General features: G+C 68.8%; 20 protein-coding genes and 2 tRNA genes. 15 read left to right on the top strand and 7 right to left on the bottom strand.

The features are described 5' to 3' along the window. The first annotated feature begins 299 nt into the window (after positions 1 to 299). Positions 300 to 1004: a hypothetical protein gene (locus ACGFH6_RS39350; RefSeq protein ID WP_393395080.1), complete on the top strand. Its 705-nt coding sequence runs from the start codon at positions 300 to 302 to the stop codon at positions 1002 to 1004. A 186-nt stretch (positions 1005 to 1190) separates the two neighbouring features. Here ACGFH6_RS39350 and ACGFH6_RS39345 read toward each other — a convergent pair whose 3' ends face one another. Continuing rightward, positions 1191 to 1442, bottom strand: a complete 252-nt coding sequence (locus tag ACGFH6_RS39345; protein ID WP_393395077.1) for a hypothetical protein — start codon at positions 1440 to 1442, stop codon at positions 1191 to 1193. A gap of 4 nt (positions 1443 to 1446) precedes the next feature. Between ACGFH6_RS39345 and ACGFH6_RS39340 the strand changes: the two genes are divergently transcribed. Genes ACGFH6_RS39340 through ACGFH6_RS39330 form a run of 3 tightly spaced genes read left to right on the top strand, consistent with a single transcriptional unit; the run spans position 1447 to position 2371 of the window. After that, on the top strand, positions 1447 to 1827 hold the full coding sequence (locus ACGFH6_RS39340; RefSeq protein ID WP_393395074.1) for a hypothetical protein: 381 nt from the start codon (positions 1447 to 1449) through the stop codon (positions 1825 to 1827). Beyond that, positions 1806 to 2162, top strand: coding sequence for a hypothetical protein (locus tag ACGFH6_RS39335; RefSeq protein ID WP_393395117.1), 357 nt, complete (start codon positions 1806 to 1808; stop codon positions 2160 to 2162). The genes ACGFH6_RS39340 and ACGFH6_RS39335 overlap by 22 nt, the downstream gene beginning before the upstream one ends. Next, the gene (locus ACGFH6_RS39330; protein ID WP_393395071.1) at positions 2099 to 2371 is read left to right on the top strand and encodes a tyrosine-type recombinase/integrase; all 273 of its coding nucleotides are present in this window, start codon (positions 2099 to 2101) and stop codon (positions 2369 to 2371) included. Before ACGFH6_RS39335 ends, ACGFH6_RS39330 begins: the two co-directional genes overlap by 64 nt. Positions 2372 to 2563: 192 nt before the next feature. Here the strand turns inward: ACGFH6_RS39330 and ACGFH6_RS39325 are convergent. Continuing rightward, positions 2564 to 2636 (bottom strand) — tRNA-Arg (locus tag ACGFH6_RS39325). A 112-nt stretch (positions 2637 to 2748) separates the two neighbouring features. On the opposite strand from ACGFH6_RS39325, the gene ACGFH6_RS39320 reads away from it, so the two are divergent. The 4 genes from ACGFH6_RS39320 to ACGFH6_RS39305 all read left to right on the top strand — a co-directional run bounded on the left by ACGFH6_RS39320 (position 2749) and on the right by ACGFH6_RS39305 (position 7554). After that, entirely contained in the window at positions 2749 to 3303 is a 555-nt protein-coding gene (locus tag ACGFH6_RS39320; protein ID WP_393395068.1) for a hypothetical protein, read from the top strand. Positions 3304 to 3537: 234 nt separating this feature from the next. Then, positions 3538 to 4131, top strand: a complete 594-nt coding sequence (locus tag ACGFH6_RS39315; RefSeq protein ID WP_393395065.1) for a hypothetical protein — start codon at positions 3538 to 3540, stop codon at positions 4129 to 4131. Further along, positions 4128 to 5345 carry a hypothetical protein gene (locus ACGFH6_RS39310; protein WP_393395062.1) on the top strand — a complete coding sequence of 406 codons (1218 nt, stop codon included), beginning with the start codon at positions 4128 to 4130 and terminating at the stop codon, positions 5343 to 5345. The genes ACGFH6_RS39315 and ACGFH6_RS39310 overlap by 4 nt, the downstream gene beginning before the upstream one ends. A 322-nt stretch (positions 5346 to 5667) precedes the next feature. After that, complete coding sequence (locus tag ACGFH6_RS39305; RefSeq protein ID WP_393395059.1) at positions 5668 to 7554, top strand: phosphoenolpyruvate carboxykinase (GTP); 1887 nt, start codon at positions 5668 to 5670, stop codon at positions 7552 to 7554. A gap of 84 nt (positions 7555 to 7638) precedes the next feature. Here the strand turns inward: ACGFH6_RS39305 and ACGFH6_RS39300 are convergent, their stop codons facing one another. Further along, positions 7639 to 8277 carry a phosphoribosyltransferase gene (locus tag ACGFH6_RS39300; RefSeq protein WP_393395056.1) on the bottom strand — a complete coding sequence of 213 codons (639 nt, stop codon included), beginning with the start codon at positions 8275 to 8277 and terminating at the stop codon, positions 7639 to 7641. A gap of 36 nt (positions 8278 to 8313) precedes the next feature. On the opposite strand from ACGFH6_RS39300, the gene ACGFH6_RS39295 reads away from it, so the two are divergent. Continuing rightward, the gene (locus tag ACGFH6_RS39295; protein ID WP_393395054.1) at positions 8314 to 8727 is read left to right on the top strand and encodes a PPOX class F420-dependent oxidoreductase; all 414 of its coding nucleotides are present in this window, start codon (positions 8314 to 8316) and stop codon (positions 8725 to 8727) included. A gap of 4 nt (positions 8728 to 8731) precedes the next feature. Next, complete coding sequence (locus tag ACGFH6_RS39290) at positions 8732 to 9625, top strand: LLM class flavin-dependent oxidoreductase (RefSeq protein ID WP_393395051.1); 894 nt, start codon at positions 8732 to 8734, stop codon at positions 9623 to 9625. A gap of 250 nt (positions 9626 to 9875) precedes the next feature. Here the strand turns inward: ACGFH6_RS39290 and ACGFH6_RS39285 are convergent. Next, a tRNA-Ser gene (locus ACGFH6_RS39285) sits at positions 9876 to 9965 on the bottom strand. Positions 9966 to 10239: 274 nt separating this feature from the next. Between ACGFH6_RS39285 and ACGFH6_RS39280 the strand changes: the two genes are divergently transcribed. From ACGFH6_RS39280 to ACGFH6_RS39265, 4 genes are all read left to right on the top strand, one after another. Further along, positions 10240 to 11808, top strand: coding sequence for an LCP family protein (locus ACGFH6_RS39280; protein ID WP_393395048.1), 1569 nt, complete (start codon positions 10240 to 10242; stop codon positions 11806 to 11808). 192 nt (positions 11809 to 12000) lie between these two features. Then, a complete protein-coding gene (locus ACGFH6_RS39275; protein ID WP_393395045.1) occupies positions 12001 to 12459 on the top strand; it encodes a hypothetical protein in 459 nt (152 codons plus the stop codon). A 26-nt stretch (positions 12460 to 12485) separates the two neighbouring features. Further along, positions 12486 to 13445 (top strand): acetylxylan esterase, encoded by a 960-nt coding sequence (locus tag ACGFH6_RS39270; RefSeq protein WP_393395042.1) that lies wholly within the window; start codon positions 12486 to 12488, stop codon positions 13443 to 13445. Continuing rightward, positions 13442 to 14176 carry an MBL fold metallo-hydrolase gene (locus tag ACGFH6_RS39265; RefSeq protein WP_393395114.1) on the top strand — a complete coding sequence of 245 codons (735 nt, stop codon included), beginning with the start codon at positions 13442 to 13444 and terminating at the stop codon, positions 14174 to 14176. The genes ACGFH6_RS39270 and ACGFH6_RS39265 overlap by 4 nt, the downstream gene beginning before the upstream one ends. Before the next feature lie 10 nt (positions 14177 to 14186). Here the strand turns inward: ACGFH6_RS39265 and ACGFH6_RS39260 are convergent, their stop codons facing one another. Genes ACGFH6_RS39260 through ACGFH6_RS39250 form a run of 3 tightly spaced genes read right to left on the bottom strand, consistent with a single transcriptional unit; the run spans position 14187 to position 16916 of the window. Continuing rightward, a complete protein-coding gene (locus tag ACGFH6_RS39260; protein ID WP_393395040.1) occupies positions 14187 to 14561 on the bottom strand; it encodes a hypothetical protein in 375 nt (124 codons plus the stop codon). Positions 14562 to 14587: 26 nt separating this feature from the next. Further along, the gene (locus tag ACGFH6_RS39255; protein ID WP_393395037.1) at positions 14588 to 15928 is read right to left on the bottom strand and encodes a glutamine synthetase; all 1341 of its coding nucleotides are present in this window, start codon (positions 15926 to 15928) and stop codon (positions 14588 to 14590) included. Between the two features lie 22 nt (positions 15929 to 15950). After that, the gene (locus tag ACGFH6_RS39250; protein ID WP_393395035.1) at positions 15951 to 16916 is read right to left on the bottom strand and encodes a hypothetical protein; all 966 of its coding nucleotides are present in this window, start codon (positions 16914 to 16916) and stop codon (positions 15951 to 15953) included. A gap of 51 nt (positions 16917 to 16967) precedes the next feature. Between ACGFH6_RS39250 and ACGFH6_RS39245 the strand changes: the two genes are divergently transcribed. Then, positions 16968 to 17864, top strand: coding sequence for a DUF72 domain-containing protein (locus tag ACGFH6_RS39245; protein WP_393395032.1), 897 nt, complete (start codon positions 16968 to 16970; stop codon positions 17862 to 17864). Positions 17865 to 17868: the final 4 nt, after the last annotated feature.

The raw sequence follows: 17868 nt of genomic DNA, 5'->3' as shown, positions 1-17868 counted from the left end.
GGCCAGCGGCCACGGACCGCAACCTCAATCTCCTAGACCACATGTCGCACATCACGTGGCGGACATGTGTCGCGGATCAGTTGGCGGATCACAGGATCGGCGGGAGTGGTGTCCTCCGTCGACTGTTGCGCGACACTCGTCCGCCAGGTGATTTGCGAGCCGAAAGCACGGATCGCGGCAGATGAGTGCGTTTCCCGAGTCAGCGTTTAGTAGCGCCACAGCAGCGCCAGGGTGGGCCAGGGCGTAGATCGGGGTGATCCCCGTTGATGATTGCGGCTATACAAGCGCATGCTGTGGCCGTGAACAAGGTTTCGCTGACGGCGCCGACCCCGGCGTTCGGGGAGCGGGTCGTGGGCGCGGCGGCGATCGCGTTGGTAGCGTCGTTGGTCATCCAGAATGCGGTGCTGGTCTGGGCCGGAGCGCCCGGCTTCGGCGACCCGATCGAGAAGGTGCTCGCCTTCCATGCCGAGAACCGCGGCGCGGTCGCGATCGCGGTCGGCTCAGAGGCGCTGAACCTGCCGCTGCTGCTCGTGTTCGTGACCGGTTTCCACGGGCTGGTCGGGCGTCGCGGGGGTGCGGGCGCCGACTGGTCGCGCCTCGCGGTGGCCGCGGGCGCGACTCTCGCGGCGGTCTTCGCGCTCTACGCGGTTCTGTGGAACGGAGTCGTATTGTCCGCCGGCGAGCTCGCCGAGCCGAGCCCGCTGTTCAAGCTCGTCTGGCAACTGCATGCAGGAGCACTCGCTCTGGCGCTGCCGGCGCTCGGCACCACCTTCATCGGCGCTGCGCTGGCGGCGCATGCGAGTCGGCTGGCGGCGCCGTGGCAGCGTGTGCTCGGCGTGGCCGGGGGAGGCCTGCTGATCGCCGCCGGGGTGGCCAACCTCGCGATCGCTGACGGCTCGCCGATCCTGTTCGTGGGGCTACTCGGCTACGCCGCCTGGCTCGTGTGGCTGCTGGTGACCGGGGTACGGCTGGTTCTGATGCCCAGGAAGGTCGGCGCTGCCTAGGAACCGTTCCCGCCACGCGGCAGCCCCGATACAAAGATTGCGTCAATCTGGGCGACCGAAGTGACACGACCGCACATCGGCAGATCCGTGCGTTGCTCCGACACGTGGACAGACTTCTAGCCTGTCGCACATCAGTTGGCGGACATGTGTCGCGGATCTGTTGGCGGATCACAAGCGAGCGGCGGGTCAGACCACCGCTTGGCCGAGGATTGGCCAGAGGCTGCGCTCGAACGGTTCGAATCGGCCGCGCCGCGACGGCAGGATCTGCGGCAGCTCGGCGATGGCCAGCGGTTGGTCCGCTTCTCGCCAGTTCGTTGCTGGCCGTTGGAACAGCGCGCCTGACGGATAGTCGGCAAGGTCGAGGGTTCGGACCCACTTCAACCCGCGTTCCTCGTAGTACCGGTGCAAGCCGACATTGTCGGTCCAGACGTCGACCAATGCCGTGGCGCTGGCGGAGTACCTCGGCGACTGGCTCGATGCACACGCTCTGGAGGTCAAGCCCCGGACGCTTGCCGGATACCGATACCTCGTTCGGCAATACGTCGTCCCGCGAATCGGCGACCTTCGGCTACAGGCGATCCGCCCAACAACGCTGAGCGGGCTCTACCGTGATCTGCTCGCCGGTGGAAGGAACGGCACTGGCTGTCTCGACGGACTGTCGACTACGTGCATGCCGTTCTGCGCAAGGCGCTCAACGATGCTGTCCGCTCAGAGCAACTGCTCTCGTCGAACCCGGCTGAGCGGGCAAAGCTGCCCCGGCGTGAGCACCGTGGACCGGTCGACATCTAGACCGCCGACGAGCTGCGCCGCTTCCTCGACCTGATGAGTGATCACCGGCTGTTCGCGTTCTACCGACTGACCGCCTACTCGGGTGCTCGGCGCGGGGAGCTGCTGAACCTCCGCTGGCCGGACGTTGACTGGAAGGCACCAGCTCTGAGGATTCGCGGGTCGGTGGGGTTGGTCGACGGCGCGAGGGTCGAAGGCACAACCAAGGGTGGTCGCGAGCGGGTCGTCAGCCTGGACGCTGGAACTGTCGACGTGCTCAGGGCTCACCGCCGCCGCCAACTGGAGGACCTTCGGCTCGCTGGGGATTCGTGGTCGATACCGGGCACGTCTTCACGACCGGGTTCGGCCAGCCGATCTACCCAGACACCGTGAGCCAGCTCATGGCCAAGATGATCAAGGCCTACAACGAGCCCGCCGACGACGAGGATGCTCCAGAGGTCCCGTTGCCGCATGCTCGGCTGCACGACCTGAGGCATGTGCATGCGACCTTGCTCCTGGTCGCGGGTGTCCCGGTGCATGTTGTCGCGGACCGGCTGGGGCACGCGACCCGTCGATCACGCTCCGGGTGTACGCCCACGTGATCCGTCGCCATGCGGCTGGAATCGCTGACGTGTTCGCTGCTGCTGCCGACCACGTCGACGAGGACCAGGACGACGAAGACGACGGACTAGACCCGTCAGCGGGGGTGCCGTGTTAGCAGAGGCGTTAGCAAGAGCAGCCCCGGACAAAGCGAAACCCCAGGTCATCCACGTTGTGACCTGGGGTTTCGGTTGCGCGCTCGGAGGGATTCGAACCCCCAACCTTCTGATCCGTAGTCAGATGCTCTATCCGTTGAGCTACGAGCGCTGGACAACGTCGAGTAACGATACATGGGGGAGGTGGGTGGAGGCCAATCGGCCTCAGGGGGAGCGGTGCGGCGCCGGTACGGCGGGGTTGAGGCGGCTCTACGATCCGGGGCATGGGTATCGACGACCTGCTCGGCGGGCGGGATCTGGGGGACGTGAAGAAGGCGGTCGGGTTCGTGATGGAGAACTCGGACGACTTCGAGAAGGTGCTGAATCTGGTCCGCGGACTGCCGGACGACGCGGCCGGGTTCCTCGGGAAGTTGCCGGAGTTGCTGAAGACGATCGGGTCGGGGCTGGCCGACGCCGGGGAGCAGGCGGCGAAGGCGGCGGGGGCGCTGGTCGGGGACGACGGGGAGGGTGGCGCGCGGAAGGCGCTGAGCGGCAGTGCGAGCACGATGAACGCCGCGAAGGACAAGCTGCACTCGGCCGCCGGGATGCTGTCGGGGCTGGCCGGCGAGCTGGACAAGATCCCGGGGATCGGGGACGCGGCGGCGAAGAAGCTGAACGACGGCAGCGGTCAGATCGGCGGGGTCGCGACGGAGATCGAGAGCCTGGCGGGGAACCTGCAGGACCTGTCCGGGATCCTCGCCACGGTCGGCGACGCGCTGAAAGGCCTAGGCGGCAAGTTGAGCGAGTCCGGCGGCTCGGTGAAAACCCTCCTCGACTGAGGTCGCCGGGTCGTTGCCGAGGGCCCGAGACCGGAGACGGCTGAGCGAGAGCGACCAGCTCACCGTCCGACGTCGCCGCGGGTCTACACCCCACACCACAACCACCCGGGGTGGTCGACTGCCGGATGCGTGGGGCAGCCATCAGCACGCGGTGGAACCGGGTGGGGGCTGGGATGCGTCCTAGGCGGGTCGTTGATGGGTAGAGAGGACCGGTGCGTGGCTAAGGTCGCGGGCATGGCGAGTCGACTGGTGCGGGGTACGGCGATCGCGTGCGGAGTGGCTGCCGTCGCGGGTGCGGGGTTCGGGTACGCGGTCGGGGAACCGGTGGAACCCGAGGACATCCTCCCGGCCAGGACGTTGCCGGCCGACGTGTGTGCCCGGATCGGCGACGTGTCCGTGATGTTGCCCAAGGCATCGAGCGGTACGGCGCCCGTCACCATGACCCAGGGTGGGACCGCCACGGTGACCTGTGAGGCGGCGGTCAGCCGGCAGAAGTCGAGCAGCTTCACCTCGGCATCGGTCAAGGTGACGATCACCCCGTACGCCGGTGCGGACGCGGGGGCCGGGCAGCCGCCGTTCAGGCCGGAGCAGACTGCGAAGCGGGCCTTCGACCGGTCGCCGCTGGACAAGGTGCCGAACCGGCAGTACCCGACCAAGTCGGCGCGGACCAGCCGGGGTGTGGCCGGTGAGTCGTTCACGGTCAAGACGCTGGTGCAGCGCGCGGACATCGTCGTACAGGTCGAGTACACGGCCAGCCCGATCCAGGCGGACGTCGCGGAGCAGGCGGTGCTGGTGCTGGCGGACCGGGCCATCTGGGAGAGCAAATGAACAGCACGCCGGAGATCTCCGGGTACGAGTTCGACCAGCGGCTGTTGCGGCACCCGCTCGCGGAGCTGTGGCGCGGCCGCAGCTTCACCGGAATGGAGGTCGTCGCGCTCGTGCTGAGCGAGGCGGGCGCGAAGGACGCGGTGGTGCGGGACCGGCTGGTCCGCGCCGGCCGGGACGCCGCGCTCGACCCCGAGCAGCAGGAGACGCCGCTGTGGGCCGCGAACTTCAGCGCCACGCGCCCGTACGCGATCACCCAACTCATCCCCGGCCAGTCCGGCGCCGAGCGCCTGATCGACCCGCTCGACGGCATCGTCGGCAACGACGAGGAGTCGCTGCAGGCGGTCCGCACCCAGCTCAGCCAGTACGGCGCTCAGCCGCCGCCCCAGCCGCCCTCCGGCAACGGCTCCCTTCCGTCCTACGCGCCCGCACCACGAATGGCGCCCGCACCACAAGCGGGACCCGCAGCGGTGGCACCACCAACCAAGCCCTCGAAGATCGAGCTGGCCCGGCAGTACCGCCGCAAGATCGGCGGCTGGATCTACCTGGTGGTCGCCGTCATCGTGCTGATCGTCTTCACGGTCACGTACTCCGTCGGCGCCGCGATCGGCAGTTCGGTCAAGGACGAGAAGCCCGACGCCGAACCGCAGGCCGCGGTCACCCCGTCTCCGTTCCCGTCGACCGTGCTGCTCCCGGCGTTCCGCAAGGTCACGACTGCGCCGTACGTCCGGCCCGATGGCGGCCCAGGGGTGTTCGGTGCGACCTATCCGGCCGGGACCGACGTGCAGGTGATCGCCACGGCCGAGCTCCCGTTCGCGATCGGCTGGCCACGGCCGCCGGCGGTGTCGTTCCTCGGCGAGTCGTCGACGATCGCCTACCGCCGGGTGCAGACCGACGACGGCGAGGGAAACCCGAGGCTCACGCCGGACCTGCGGATCGCGCTGCGTCCGTGCAAGGACCTGGCCGGCTGCCTGGCTGACCGGTCGTCGTTCGACGAGCAGTGGACCAAGGTCTTCAAGGCGGCGGTCCCGGCGACCGCGAAGGACAACCGGACCTGGCTCACCGTGAAGCAGACGAAGCCGTACGCGTTGATGATGACGCGCGCATTCAGCAGCGGCGGCCAGTGGTGGCTGGTCGGCGTCGCGGTCACCGGCGCACCGGGTGAGGAGCAGACCGTGCAGCAGGTGCTGAACGACATCTGGCGGCAGACCAGCTGATCCACCGCAAGATCTCCGCAACGGCCCGCGCGACCAGCGCGGGCCGTTCTCATTTTCACAAGGCTCACCGGAAAGCGATTGTCGCGAAAACTTTGTGACCGGGTTCACTTTCTGGTGGTTCACAGCCCTTGGGTCCGTCGCGTACCGTAGTACCACTTGCGCACTGGTATACGTCCACTGGACGCACTGGTATGCGAGAGATCACACCGCCAGTCAGCTGAATCGAACCGCCGGAGACCCCGGCGGCCGACGCCGTACCCCCCTCAGCGTCGAGGGGCCGGGCGGCCGCCGGGCCCGACAGCCGAGAGGGAATGAGCCGCCGATGACGACAACCGCCAGCCCGACCCATACCGAGACCACCGCCCCCGCAGCAGCCACGGACCCCCTCCCAGCCGTCGCCACGCAGTACGACCTGACCGACGCACCGACCCGCCACGCCGGCCTGCTGGCCTGGGTCGCCGAGGTCGCCGCATTGACCCAGCCCGACCGGATCCACTGGGTGGACGGCTCGGACGCGGAGTACGACAAGCTGACCGGCGAGCTGATCGAGGCCGGGACCATGGTCCGGCTGAACGAGGAGAAGAAGCCGAACTCGTTCTGGGTTCGCACCGATCCCTCGGACGTGGCCCGGGTCGAGCAGCGGACGTTCATCTGCTCAGTCGACGAGAAGGACGCCGGTCCGACCAACAACTGGATGGACCCGGCCGAGATGAAGGCCCTGATGACAGGGCTGTACCGCGGCTCGATGCGCGGCCGGACGATGTACGTCGTCCCGTTCTGCATGGGCCCGTTGACCGCGGACAAGCCGATGTTCGGGGTCGAGATCACCGACTCGGCGTACGTGGTCGCGTCGATGCGGATCATGGCCCGCACCGGTGCCGACGTCCTGGCCAAGCTCGGCGAGGACGCGTTCTTCGTGCCGTGCCTGCACTCGGTCGGTGCGCCGCTGGAGGCCGGGCAGAAGGACGTGCCGTGGCCGTGCAACGACGAGAAGTACATCGTCCAGTTCCCCGAGGAGCGGGCGATCTGGTCGTACGGGTCCGGGTACGGCGGCAACTCGCTGCTGGGGAAGAAGTGCTACTCGCTCCGGATCGCCTCGGCGATCGCGCGGGACGAGGGCTGGCTGGCTGAGCACATGCTGATCCTGAAGCTGATCTCACCGGAGAAGAAGGTCCACTACGTCGCGGCCGCGTTCCCGAGCGCGTGCGGCAAGACCAACCTGGCGATGCTCGACCCGACCCTGGAGGGCTGGGAGGTCGAGACGCTCGGCGACGACATCGCCTGGATGCGGTTCGGCGCGGACGGCCGCCTGTACGCCGTGAACCCGGAGTTCGGGCTGTTCGGCGTTGCCCCGGGCACCGGCTGGAAGACCAACCCGAACGCGATGCGCACGATCGAGAAGGGCAACTCGGTCTTCACCAACGTCGCGCTCACCGATGACGGCGACGTCTGGTGGGAGGGCTACTCACCCACGCCGCCGAACCACCTGACCGACTGGAAGGGCCGGGAGTGGACGCCGGACTCGGATGAGCTGTCCAGCCACCCGAACAGCCGGTTCTGCACCCCGATCAAGCAGTGCCCGATCATCGCCGACGAGTACGACGACCCGAACGGCGTACCGATCTCCGCGATCATCTTCGGCGGCCGCCGCGCCACCACGGTGCCGCTGGTGACCGAGTCGCGGGACTGGGCGCACGGCGTCTTCATGGGGGCGACACTGTCGTCCGAGACCACCGCGGCCGCGGTCGGTCAGGTCGGCGTCGTCCGGCGTGACCCGATGGCGATGCTGCCGTTCCTCGGGTACGACGCGGGCAAGTACTTCGACCACTGGCTGACGGTCGGCAAGCAGCACGACGCGGCGCGGTTGCCGAAGATCTTCTACGTGAACTGGTTCCGCAAGAACGACGCGGGCAAGTTCGTGTGGCCGGGCTTCGGCGAGAACAGCCGGGTGCTGAAGTGGGTCATCGACCGGATCGAGGGCCAGGCCGACGCGGTCGAGACCCCGATCGGCCGGGTGCCCACCGCGGACGGCCTGGACGTCAGCGGCCTCGAGCTCACCGAGGACGAGCTGGACATCGCGCTCAAGGTCGACGCGGAGGAGTGGAAGGCCGAGATCCCGTTGATCGAGGAGTGGTTCGCCAAGCTCGGCGACACGGTCCCGACCACGCTGAAGGTCGAGCTCGACCATCTGAAGGCACGTCTCGGCTGACCGGACACCGGCCGCTGAGTCGGAAGCCGGCGGCCGGCAGCAACGCGGCGCCCTGGGCCACCTCCAGGGCGCCGCGCTGTGTCGTCAGGTCCGTTCGGCGAGCACCCGGCGTACTTCGTCGTCGCCCACCGGTGCGAAGTTGCGGTACGCCTGCCCGACAGCGGCATAGTGCCGCGGGATCCACACGCACACGACCTCGTCGGCGATTGCCGACAATCGGTGGCAGCTGTCCGGACCGCCCACCGGTACGGCGACGATCACCTTGGCCGGACCCTGCTGTCGTACCGCCTCGACCGCGGCTCGCATCGTCGAGCCGGTGGCGAGGCCGTCGTCGACCAGGATCACGACACGGTCGCGTACGTCGACCGGCGGCCGGTCACCGCGGTAGGCCTGCTCGCGCCGGCGCAGCTCGCGGATCTCGCGTTCGCGGACCGTCTCCAGAGTCCCTTCGTTGACACCCCGGAGTACTTGCTCGTTCCGCACGGTGTGGGTCTCGTCGCCGACGCCCGCGACCGCACCCATCGCGAGCTCAGGCTGACCCGGCAACCCGAGCTTCCGGACGATCAGTACATCGAGCTCCGCGCCCAGCGCCTCGGCGACCGGCGCGGCGACGGGCACACCGCCGCGAGCCAGGCCCAGCACCAGCACGGACCCGGCCACCTCGCCGAGCTCAGCCGCCAGCGCCCGCCCGGCGGCCGCCCGATCGGCGTACGGCCTCGTCATATCGCCATGATCTCGCGATATGCGTACGTTGGCCGCATGCAGATCCCGGACAGTGCACGGACAGTGCTGGAGTCCAACGCCCTCGGCCACCTGGTCACGATCAACCCCGACGGCAGCCCCCAGGTCTCGGTGATCTGGGTCGGGCTGGACGGTGACGAGATCATCGCCGCGCATGTGCCGAACAACCAGAAGGTGAAGAACATCCGGCGCGACGGCCGGGTGGTGCTGTCGGTCGAGACCGGCCGGATGAACGAGATGGGCCTGACCGAGTACCTGGTGATCAAGGGGACCGCCCGGATCACCGAGGGCGGTGCGGTCGAGGTACTGCGCCGGCTGGCGAAGACGTACATCGGGCCGGACGCGGAGTTCCTGCCCGGTGACGACGTGCCGCCGGGGTACGTCACCCACATCACTGTCGACCGCATCAGCGGCGTCGGACCTTGGAGTTGAGTGCATGAAGATCGGTGTGATGCTTCCGCTGGGTGGGGAGGACGGGCCCGACGGCGGGATGCCGGGGTGGCGGGATGTGCGGGCGGTGGCCGAGGCGGCCGAGCAGAACGGGCTGGACTCGGTGTGGCTGGCGGATCACTTCTTCTACCGCGACCCGGACGGCCGGATCTACGGGATGCACGAGGCCTGGACGCTGCTGAGTGCGGTCGCGGCGAGCACCACCCGGGTCGAGCTCGGGACCATGGTGCTGTGTGCGTCGTTCCGCGACCCCGGGCTGACCGCGAAGATGGCTGCGACGTTGGACGAGGTCTCCGGTGGGCGGCTGATCCTCGGCGTCGGGGCCGGCTGGCACGACCCGGAGTACGAGGCGTTCGGGCTGCCGACCGATCACCGGGTCGGCCGGTTCGAGGAGTGGCTCGAGATCGTGGCACGGATGATCCGCGGCGAGACGGTCACCTTCGACGGGACCTACCACCACGTCAAGGACGCTGCGCTCGACCCGGCACCCGCGCGGCGGATCCCGATCCTGGTCGCCGGGCACCGGCCGCGGATGATGCGGCTCACCGCCGAGTGGGCCGACGCCTGGAACACCGCTTGGTACGGCGCTGCTGGTGACCGGGTGGTGGAGAGACTCGGGACGCTCCGCGAGGCGGTTCAGGCCGCGGGCAAGCCGGAAGGAGCGGTCGCCGCGACGGTCGGGATGATCGTCCGGGACCCCGACCAGCCCAGCGTTCCCGACCCGGACACGAACGCGTTCGGCGGCACCGTCCCCGAGCTGGCCGAGGTGCTGACGGCGTACCGGAAGCTCGGCGTCGACCACCTGATCGTCTCTCCCGAGCCGATGACCCCAAAAACAGTCGAACGCATCGCCGAAGCCCGCAAGCTGATGAGCACGTAGCACGAAAGGCAACGCCGGCCAGGCACGGCCCGGGGTCCGGGGGCGATGCCCGCCGGGCGGGGTCTGGGGGTTGCACCCCCAGAAGACGGCCGGAGCGACCCCGGTCCGCGCGTCTTGTGGCAACGTCCGCCAGGCACGGCCCGGGGGTCCGGGGGCGATGCCCGCCGGGCGGGGTCTGGGGGTTGCACCCCCAGAAGACAGCCGGAGCGACCCCGGTCCGCGCGTCTTGCGGACAGGGGCCGCTCGAGAGCGGAGGCGGCGGGATTTGAACCCGCGAGAGGGGATTACCCTCAACCCGCTTAGCAGGCGGGCGCCATCGACCGGACTAGGCGACGCCTCCTCCGACGGTCCCTCGCGGGGACTCGACGACGGCCAAGACTATCCGGTGGACGGTCCCGGCGGCAAAGCGGGCCCCGGCGCGCCCGACCGACACTGTCCGTGTCGGGGGCGCCACCTTGGGAGAGTCGCCCGGGGTCTGTGTAATCTGGCGTGCATCGACGGGGGTCGCCAGCATCACGTCAACCGAATTGCTGACGTGAGCGTCTGAAGTACCGTGGGCCGCTGCACACGCGGCCTGTGGACAGTCGCCACGTCGTCGATCAGGGAACGGAGCCATGTCGCGGAGCACTCGCGCAGCCGGACGGAGGTCCGCGCCCAGAGCCAACCGGTCCCGGCAGCGTTCGCATCGGGCCCGCACGGCGTCGAAGGCGATCGGTCTCACCCTGGTCAGCGCGCTGATCCCCGGCTCCGGGCTGGTGATGGGCGGCCGGAAGAAGCTCGGCGCGTTCGTGCTGACGATCAGCATCGGCCTGCTCGTGATCGCCGCGTACGTCGGCCTGACCCGGCGTGACTCGATCCTCGCCTTCGCGGTGTCGCCCCGCCAGTTGCTGATCGCGACGGCCGCGGTCGTTGTCCTCGGCATCGGCTGGATCTGGGTCGTGGTCGCCTCGCACAAACTGATCCGCCCGGTCAGCATGACCTACACCGGGCGACTGGCCGGCTCCCTGTTCGTCGGGTTGCTCTGCTTCGCGATCGCCGTACCGACGACCGTCGCGGCGCAGACCGTGATGGCGCAGCGCGACCTGGTCGGCAGCGTCTTCCAGTCCGAGGGCAAATCCAAGAGCGCGACCCGGCCGAAGGTCGACAAGAAGGACCCGTGGGCGAAGACCCCGCGGCTGAACCTGCTGCTGCTCGGTGCCGACGACGGCGTCGGCCGGACCGGGGTCCGGACTGACACGGTGATCGTGGCGAGCATCGACACCAAGACCGGTGACACCGCGCTGATCTCGCTCAGCCGGAACTGGATGCGGATGCCGTTCCCGGAAGACTCGCCGCTGCACAAGTTCTACCCGCACGGCTACTACGACCCGAACGGCCCGGCCGAGCAGCCGGAGTACTACCTGGACTCGATGTACGAGAACGTCCCGAAGCAGCACCCGGGGATCCTCGGCCAGACCGACAACGAGGGCGCGGACGTGGTCAAGCTCGCGGCCGGTGCGGCGCTCGGGCTGGACATCGACTACTACATGCAGGTCAACCTGGCCGGCTTCCGGCAGATCATCGACGCGGTCGGCGGCATCACCGTCAACGTCAACTACCGGGTCCCGATCGGCGGCGACTACGGCGACGGGCCGGGGTCGAACACCGCGAAGAAGCCGTCCGGCTACATCGAGCCGGGCCCGAGCCAGAAGCTCGACGGGTACCACGCGCTCTGGTTCGCCCGCGGCCGCTACGGCCTGAGCGACCCGTCCCGGCAGGAGCGGCAGCGCTGCACGATTCACGCGCTGGTGAACAGTGTGAACCCGGCCACCCTGGTGACGAAGTACAACGAGATCGCCCAGGCCGGCAAGCAACTGCTGCGCACCGACATCCCGCAGGAGATCCTGCCGGCGTTCATCGACCTCGGGCTCAAGGTGAAGAACGCGAACGTCTCCAACGTCGACCTGGACAAGAGCAAGAACTTCCCGTCCGGCCAGAACCCGAAGTACGAGGCGATGCAGGAGATCGTCGCGAAGGCGATCGCACCGAAGTCCAAGCCGGTGACCTCCACCCCGTCGAACAAGCCGACGAAGAAGCCGACCAGCGGATCGACCAAGAAGACCCCGAACCCCGCCGTGACGCCGGGCGCGACCGAGAACCTGAACGACGCCTGCGCCTACAACCCCTCCCAGTCAGGGAACTGACGGCAGCATCCGGCCACGAGGGTCTGACCAACCGGTTCACCGAGGACTGTTCGTACCAGAAGTACGACGAGCGGTTCGACGGCTCCTTCAACTGGACCATCACGCTCGCGCCGACTCCGCTCGGCAACGCCACCACGTCGGAGACCGAAGCCTTCTGACCAGGCGTTCGGTCCCGGATGAGATCCTGGTGCGATGCGTACGACGTACCGGATGCGGGCGGGACGGTTCCTCGGGATCCTGGCCGCCGGGCTGATCATCCTCGGTGTTGCCGCGATCGTGTGGGCCTTCGGCCTGCCGGACGTGGTGGTGTCGGTGTTCCTCACCCTGGGCGGGCTGGTGGTGCTCGGCGGACTCTGGATCCTGGTCTGGCCGCCGGTGGTCGCGAAGCTGCGCGACCGCGACATCGAGGTACGCGGCGTCCGGACGACGTGGACCGACATCACCCAGGTCGGCCGGGTCGAGACCACCCACGGTGAGGCGATCGTCCTGCGCACCAAGCAGCGGGACCACACCGTCCTGCTGCCGGTCGGCTGGCTGCCTCCCGGTCGGGCCACGCAGTTGGAGACCGCGCTGCGGGACCGGCTGAACGCCGCGCACGGCTACACGATCTGGGACGGGACTGCCCCGGACGACGACGATCGCGCAGAATGAAGCGACCCTGACCCTGAGGAGTGCCTGTGCTGTCCTTCGAGCTGTCGTACGACGAACTGATCGCCTACCAGGGCACGAATCCCCGGCCGGAGGACTTCGACCAGTTCTGGGACAAGGCATTGCTCGAGCTCGGCGCGGTCGACCCGGATACCGAGTTCGCCGACGCGACCGACTTCCCGCTGACCACGGCGACCGCGCAGCACCTGTACTTCACCGGCACCGGCGGCTACCGGGTGCACGCGAAGGTGGTTCGCCCGGCCGAACCCACGGGCCCGGCCGTGCTGATCTTCCACGGGTACGGCGGTGAGCAGCCGAACTGGGTCGACCTGCTGCCCTACGCCGCGCGAGGGTTCACTGTGGCCGCGCTGGATGTGCGTGAGCAGGTGGGTTACCGGACCGAGTCGCAGACGGCGAACAGCTTCTCGCTGCACAACCACCTGGTGCACGGTCTCGACGACGGGCCGGACGGGCTGCTGTACAAGCACGTGTTCCTGGACGCCCGGCGGCTCGCGGACATCATCGCCGGTCTGCCCGAGGTGGACGAGACGCGGATGGCGACGACCGGGTGGAGCCAGGGTGGCGGACTCAGTCTCGTCGCCGCCGCGCTGACGCCGGGGATCAAGTACGTCGCGAGCGTGTTCCCGTTCCTGTGCGACTACCAGCGGGCCTGGGATCTCAACCTGGAGACGAACCCGTACGACGAGATCACCACCTGGTTCCGGAAGCGGGATCCCCGGCACCTGCGCCAGGACGAGGTGTTCACGACCCTCGGCTACATCGACGTACAGAATCTGGCGCCGCGGATCCGGGCCGAGGTGACACTGTTCGTCGGGCTCGAGGATCAGGTGTGTCCGCCGTCGACGCAGTTCGCGGCGTACAACAAGATCACGTCGGCCAAGGACGTCCGGTTGTACCCGGACTTCGGGCACGACGACCTGCCGGGTGCGCTCGACGACATCTTCCAGCTGATCGGCGCGAAGCTCTGACCACGCTCACGATCCTCGGCACCGCCGCGCCGTATCCGCGGCCGGATCATCCGTGCTCCGGATACTTGTTGCGGTCCGGCGGGGCTGAGGTGTGGGTGGACGCTGGTCCTGGTTCGCTTGCCGAGCTGCTGCGTCATACGACGCTGGGTGCGTTGGATGCTGTCTGGCTGTCGCACCTGCACCTCGACCACATCGGCGACCTGCTCAACGCGTACTACGCCTTGGCGTACGGCGAACTGCCCGCGCGGCCGCCGTTGCCCGTGTACGCGCCGGCGGCGTTAGGTGCTCGGCTTGCCGGCTTCTTCGGATTGCCTGAGTTTGCGAACGACGTACTGGACCTCCGCCCGCTGTCGGACGGTCATTCGATGCAGCTCCATGATCTGGAGCTGACCAGCCGTGCGGTGGAGCACGGAGGTGAGGCGTACGCCCTCCGGGCCTCAGCGGACGGTCACACCTTCGCGTACTCCGGCGACTGCGCGCCATGCGTCGGCCTCGACGCCGTAGCCGCTGATGCGGACCTGTTGTTGTGCGAGGCCAACGACCCAGTGCCGACGCCGGTCCACCACACTCCGGCCCAAACCGGCGACCTCGCCCATCGCGCCAACACCAAACACCTGGTCGTCACCCACGTCGGCCCCCTCCTCGACCCGGTCGCGGCAACCTCCCAGGCCGCCGAAGCCTTCGGCGGCCCCACCACCCAAGCCCTCGTCGGAGCCACGATCCCCTTCTGACCCGATGACGTCAGGAGGGGATCCAGGTGGGCCACCATGGGGGGACGTTGCCGGGGCAGGTGCCGGGGGCGGTGGCGGGGGTGCCTTGCCAGGAGAAGAGGGCCAGGTCGGCGATGGTGATGGCGATGGCGGCGGCGATCAGGGAGAAGAGGAAGGCCTTGCCGGCGTAACGGAAGACGACGGTGAACAGGACGAGGTTCACGATCAGGGCGAGCGGCAGGCCGAGGAACAGCAGGGTGAGGCCGTTGGGGACGCTGCCGGCGACGTCGACGTTGCACGCCTTCCACGCGCGCGACGTGATCACGATCAGCCCGAACGCCGCTCCGCCACCCACGATCACCGCAAGGAACGACTCGCCCTTGCTCCCCTTACCAGCCAACGCCATGAGGATCACCGTATGTGATCCAGGCGTCAGTAGCGCCACCGCAGCGCGCGGACCCGAGCCTCCAGTGACAGCTCACCCAGCGATTTCGCGTCATGACGCCGTACGGCGAGGAACGGCTCGACAATCGCATCCCCCAGAGCAGCGCGAATGACCTCCGACCGCTCGAGCGCCGTCAGCGCGTCCTCCAACGTCAGCGGCAACCGAGGCGGCCGCTCCGCCTCCGGATACGTCACGGGGTCGCGGTCCAAGCCGTCCGGCAGCACCGCCTTCTGCTCGAGCCCGTGCAAGGCGGCAGCCAGCACGGACGCGGCCGACAGATAGGCGTTGCCCGACGGGTCGCCGATCTTGATCTCGAAGTTCGCGGACCCCGGCCGGCTGGTCACGCTGCCCGGCACATACCGCAGCGCCGCCTCCCTATTCTCGGGCCCCCAGCAAGCAAAGGCACCCGCCCAGTTCCCCGGCACCCGCCGATCCGCGCTGACCACGCTCGGCGCGAGTACGCCGGTCAACCCGTCGAGCTCACCCAGTACGCCGGCCATCAACTGCCGCCCATGCTCGGACGGACCGCCCTCGTCCCCGAACGGCCGACCACCCAGCGAAGCCGAGAAGTGGATGTGCGCCCCGTTCCCCACGAACCCGGCCACTGTGATCGGCGCGAACGACACCAGCAACCCATGTGCCCTCGCCACCCGATGGACAACGAGCCGGGCGAGCTGCGACTGGTCGGCCGCAGCCAACGGCGACGCCGGCGGAAGCGCCACCTCGACCTGACCTTGCGCGTACTCCGGATGCAGCTGCTCAGCCGGCACGCCGGCCGCATCGAGCGCCTCGAGCAAGTCGACCGCGAAGTCCTCGATCTTCAACGCGGCGAGTACGCCGTACGCCGGCCCGATCGTCGCGACGTCCGGATCATCGGAGTCACCGCTGAACACGGTGAACTCCAGCTCGAACCCGAGCTTCACATCGAGCCCGGCCGCGACCGCCCGCTCCTCCTGGCGCCGCAGTGCGGAGCGCTGGCAGATGTCCACCGGCTCATGGTCCTGGGACAACTGATCGGCCGGAGCCCAGTAGACACGACGGTCCGGGCCGAGCGGCGCGACCGACCGGAGGTCCGGCATCAGCCGGTTGTCGCCGACCGGCCCGTTGACCAGCGGCGACGTGGTGATCGCGTCGTCGGTGCACATCAGCGCGAACACCGGCGACAGCCCGATCCCGTCGCGCACCGCGGCCCGCACCCGAGCGGCCGGCACTGTCTTGGCCCGGGTGATCCCGGCGTTGTCGACCATGGAGGTGATCAGCATCCGCAGCCCACCGTCGAGCAGCGCATTGACCGGATCCGCAGGCGTCAAGCTGTCGGTGACAGACATGCAGCTTTTCGTACCACAGGACCTAGAACGGCGGCTCGTCCGCCAGCTTCAGCAGCCACTCGGCCTGGTCACCGTCGAGCAAGGGTCCGTCGAATGCTTCAGGGAAGAGGCGGCCCCACGACGCAGCTCGGCCGATGGATCCGAGACGCCAGGCCAGGCTGGCGGCACGGCGGAGTTCGGACAGGGTGTGGCCGTCGGCGGTCCAGGGTTCGAGGTAGGAGTCTCGCAGCCTGGGGATGATCGCGTCGCCGTAGCTGCCGGCGGCGTGCTGAGCCGTGACGAGCAGGCTGCAGAACGGATGCGAGACGGCGGCGTCACCCCAGTCGAAGAAGGTGAAGCGTCCGTCGACCGGCGCGAAGATCTGGCCGTCATGCAGGTCGGCGTGGTCGAGCGAGTCGGTGATACCGATCGCGGCGAGCTCGTCGCACCAGTCGAGCAGCCGGGGCCGCAGCTCGTCCAGGACCGTGCGGTCACCGGGCCGCAGCGACTGGTTCGCGGCCACGGTCTCGTCGAAGATCGCCGGCAGGATGGCGAGCCGCGCATCGGGCACCCCGAGGGCCACGAGCTCGTCGGCATGCGGGACCAGGGTCCGCTGGAACTCGGCGTACTGACCGACGACCTGCTCCCATGTTCGTTCGTCGCCTGGGTACTGGCGGAGGATGGAACCGCCATCGGGAAGCAGCGACCAGCCCCGCGTCGCGTCCACGGCGTACGGCGTGAGCACGTGCCCGGGTGCCCACCGGGCCAGCGCCTCGGTCAGTCCCGCCTCGAACCGGCTTGCGGGCGGATTCGCCTTGAACCACAGTCGCCGCCCCACCTCGAACCGCACGATCACAGACCACGGTCGCACCCGTACCCACCGCGGCCCGCGCTCTTGCCAGCCCAAGGCCGCAAGGTGCGCTTCCGCCCACGCGAGCGCCGAGGCACGCCACTCCTTGTCGTCCCATGGCGTCCGCGCGTCGGCGTACTTGCCCCGATCAACCTCCATCCGCACACCTCATCACACCGGCCCGTGGTCGCGGCACTGGATAATCGGCGCATGAGTGCGTATCGGGTCGGTATCTCCGGCTGGCGGTATCCGCCGTGGCGGAAGGTGTACTACCCGGAGGGACTGCCGCAGCGGGCCGAGTTGGAGTACGTCTCGCGGCGGCTGAACTCGATCGAGCTGAACGGTTCGTTCTACTCGTTGCAGCGGCCGTCGTCGTACCAGAAGTGGTACGACGAGACGCCCGACGACTTCGTGTTCGCCCTGAAGGGGCCGCGGTTCGTCACGCACATGAAGAAGCTGGCCGATGTGGACGCGCCGCTGGCCAACTTCTTCGCCTCCGGAGTCCTTGCGCTCGGCAACAAACTCGGCCCGGTGCTGTGGCAACTCCCGCCGACCCTCGGGTACGACGAGGAGCGGTGCGCCACGTTCTTCGCGTCGTTGCCGCGGACCACGGCGGAGGCGGCGGAAGTTGCCAAGGGCCACGACGAGCGGATGGAGGGCCGGGCGCTGCTGGAGAGTGCCGTCGACCTCCCACTCCGGCACGCGATCGAAGTACGGCATGCGAGCTTCGAGACGCCTGGCTTCATCGAGCTGCTTCGCGAGCACGGGGTCGCGCTGGTCTGCGCGGACACGGCCGGCAAGTGGCCGATGCTCGACGACGTCACGGCGGATTTCGTGTACGTCCGGCTGCACGGCGCCGACGAGCTCTACACCAGCGGGTACGACGACGAGGCGCTCGACCGCTGGGCCGGGAAGATCCGCACCTGGCATCAGGGCGGTACGCCGTCCGACGGCAGGACGATCGCGAAATCCGCAGCGAAGCGCCGCCGCCGGGACGTGTACACCTACTTCGACAACGACGCCAAGGTTCGCGCGCCGTTCGATGCGGAGGGTCTGTCCCGCCGGCTCGGGGTCACTTCGGCCGGGACCGAAGGATCACAGCCTTAGCGTG

Origin of the sequence: Kribbella sp. NPDC049227, assembly GCF_043197265.1 — a bacterium.
GTDB lineage: Bacteria > Actinomycetota > Actinomycetes > Propionibacteriales > Kribbellaceae > Kribbella.
This window is presented reverse-complemented; position numbering and strand designations above follow the sequence as displayed.

What these genes read in the sequence shown, in the direction of transcription:
- ACGFH6_RS39305 (WP_393395059.1), top strand. Translation starts at nt 5,668, where the DNA reads ATGACGACAACCGCCAGCCCGACCCATACCGAGACCACCGCCCCCGCA.
- ACGFH6_RS39280 (WP_393395048.1), top strand. Translation starts at nt 10,240, where the DNA reads ATGTCGCGGAGCACTCGCGCAGCCGGACGGAGGTCCGCGCCCAGAGCC.
- ACGFH6_RS39260 (WP_393395040.1), bottom strand. Translation starts at nt 14,561, where the DNA reads ATGGCGTTGGCTGGTAAGGGGAGCAAGGGCGAGTCGTTCCTTGCGGTG.
- ACGFH6_RS39275 (WP_393395045.1), top strand. Translation starts at nt 12,001, where the DNA reads ATGCGTACGACGTACCGGATGCGGGCGGGACGGTTCCTCGGGATCCTG.
- ACGFH6_RS39310 (WP_393395062.1), top strand. Translation starts at nt 4,128, where the DNA reads ATGAACAGCACGCCGGAGATCTCCGGGTACGAGTTCGACCAGCGGCTG.
- ACGFH6_RS39290 (WP_393395051.1), top strand. Translation starts at nt 8,732, where the DNA reads ATGAAGATCGGTGTGATGCTTCCGCTGGGTGGGGAGGACGGGCCCGAC.
- ACGFH6_RS39320 (WP_393395068.1), top strand. Translation starts at nt 2,749, where the DNA reads ATGGGTATCGACGACCTGCTCGGCGGGCGGGATCTGGGGGACGTGAAG.
- ACGFH6_RS39255 (WP_393395037.1), bottom strand. Translation starts at nt 15,928, where the DNA reads ATGTCTGTCACCGACAGCTTGACGCCTGCGGATCCGGTCAATGCGCTG.
- ACGFH6_RS39250 (WP_393395035.1), bottom strand. Translation starts at nt 16,916, where the DNA reads ATGGAGGTTGATCGGGGCAAGTACGCCGACGCGCGGACGCCATGGGAC.
- ACGFH6_RS39300 (WP_393395056.1), bottom strand. Translation starts at nt 8,277, where the DNA reads ATGACGAGGCCGTACGCCGATCGGGCGGCCGCCGGGCGGGCGCTGGCG.
- ACGFH6_RS39295 (WP_393395054.1), top strand. Translation starts at nt 8,314, where the DNA reads ATGCAGATCCCGGACAGTGCACGGACAGTGCTGGAGTCCAACGCCCTC.
- ACGFH6_RS39245 (WP_393395032.1), top strand. Translation starts at nt 16,968, where the DNA reads ATGAGTGCGTATCGGGTCGGTATCTCCGGCTGGCGGTATCCGCCGTGG.
- ACGFH6_RS39315 (WP_393395065.1), top strand. Translation starts at nt 3,538, where the DNA reads ATGGCGAGTCGACTGGTGCGGGGTACGGCGATCGCGTGCGGAGTGGCT.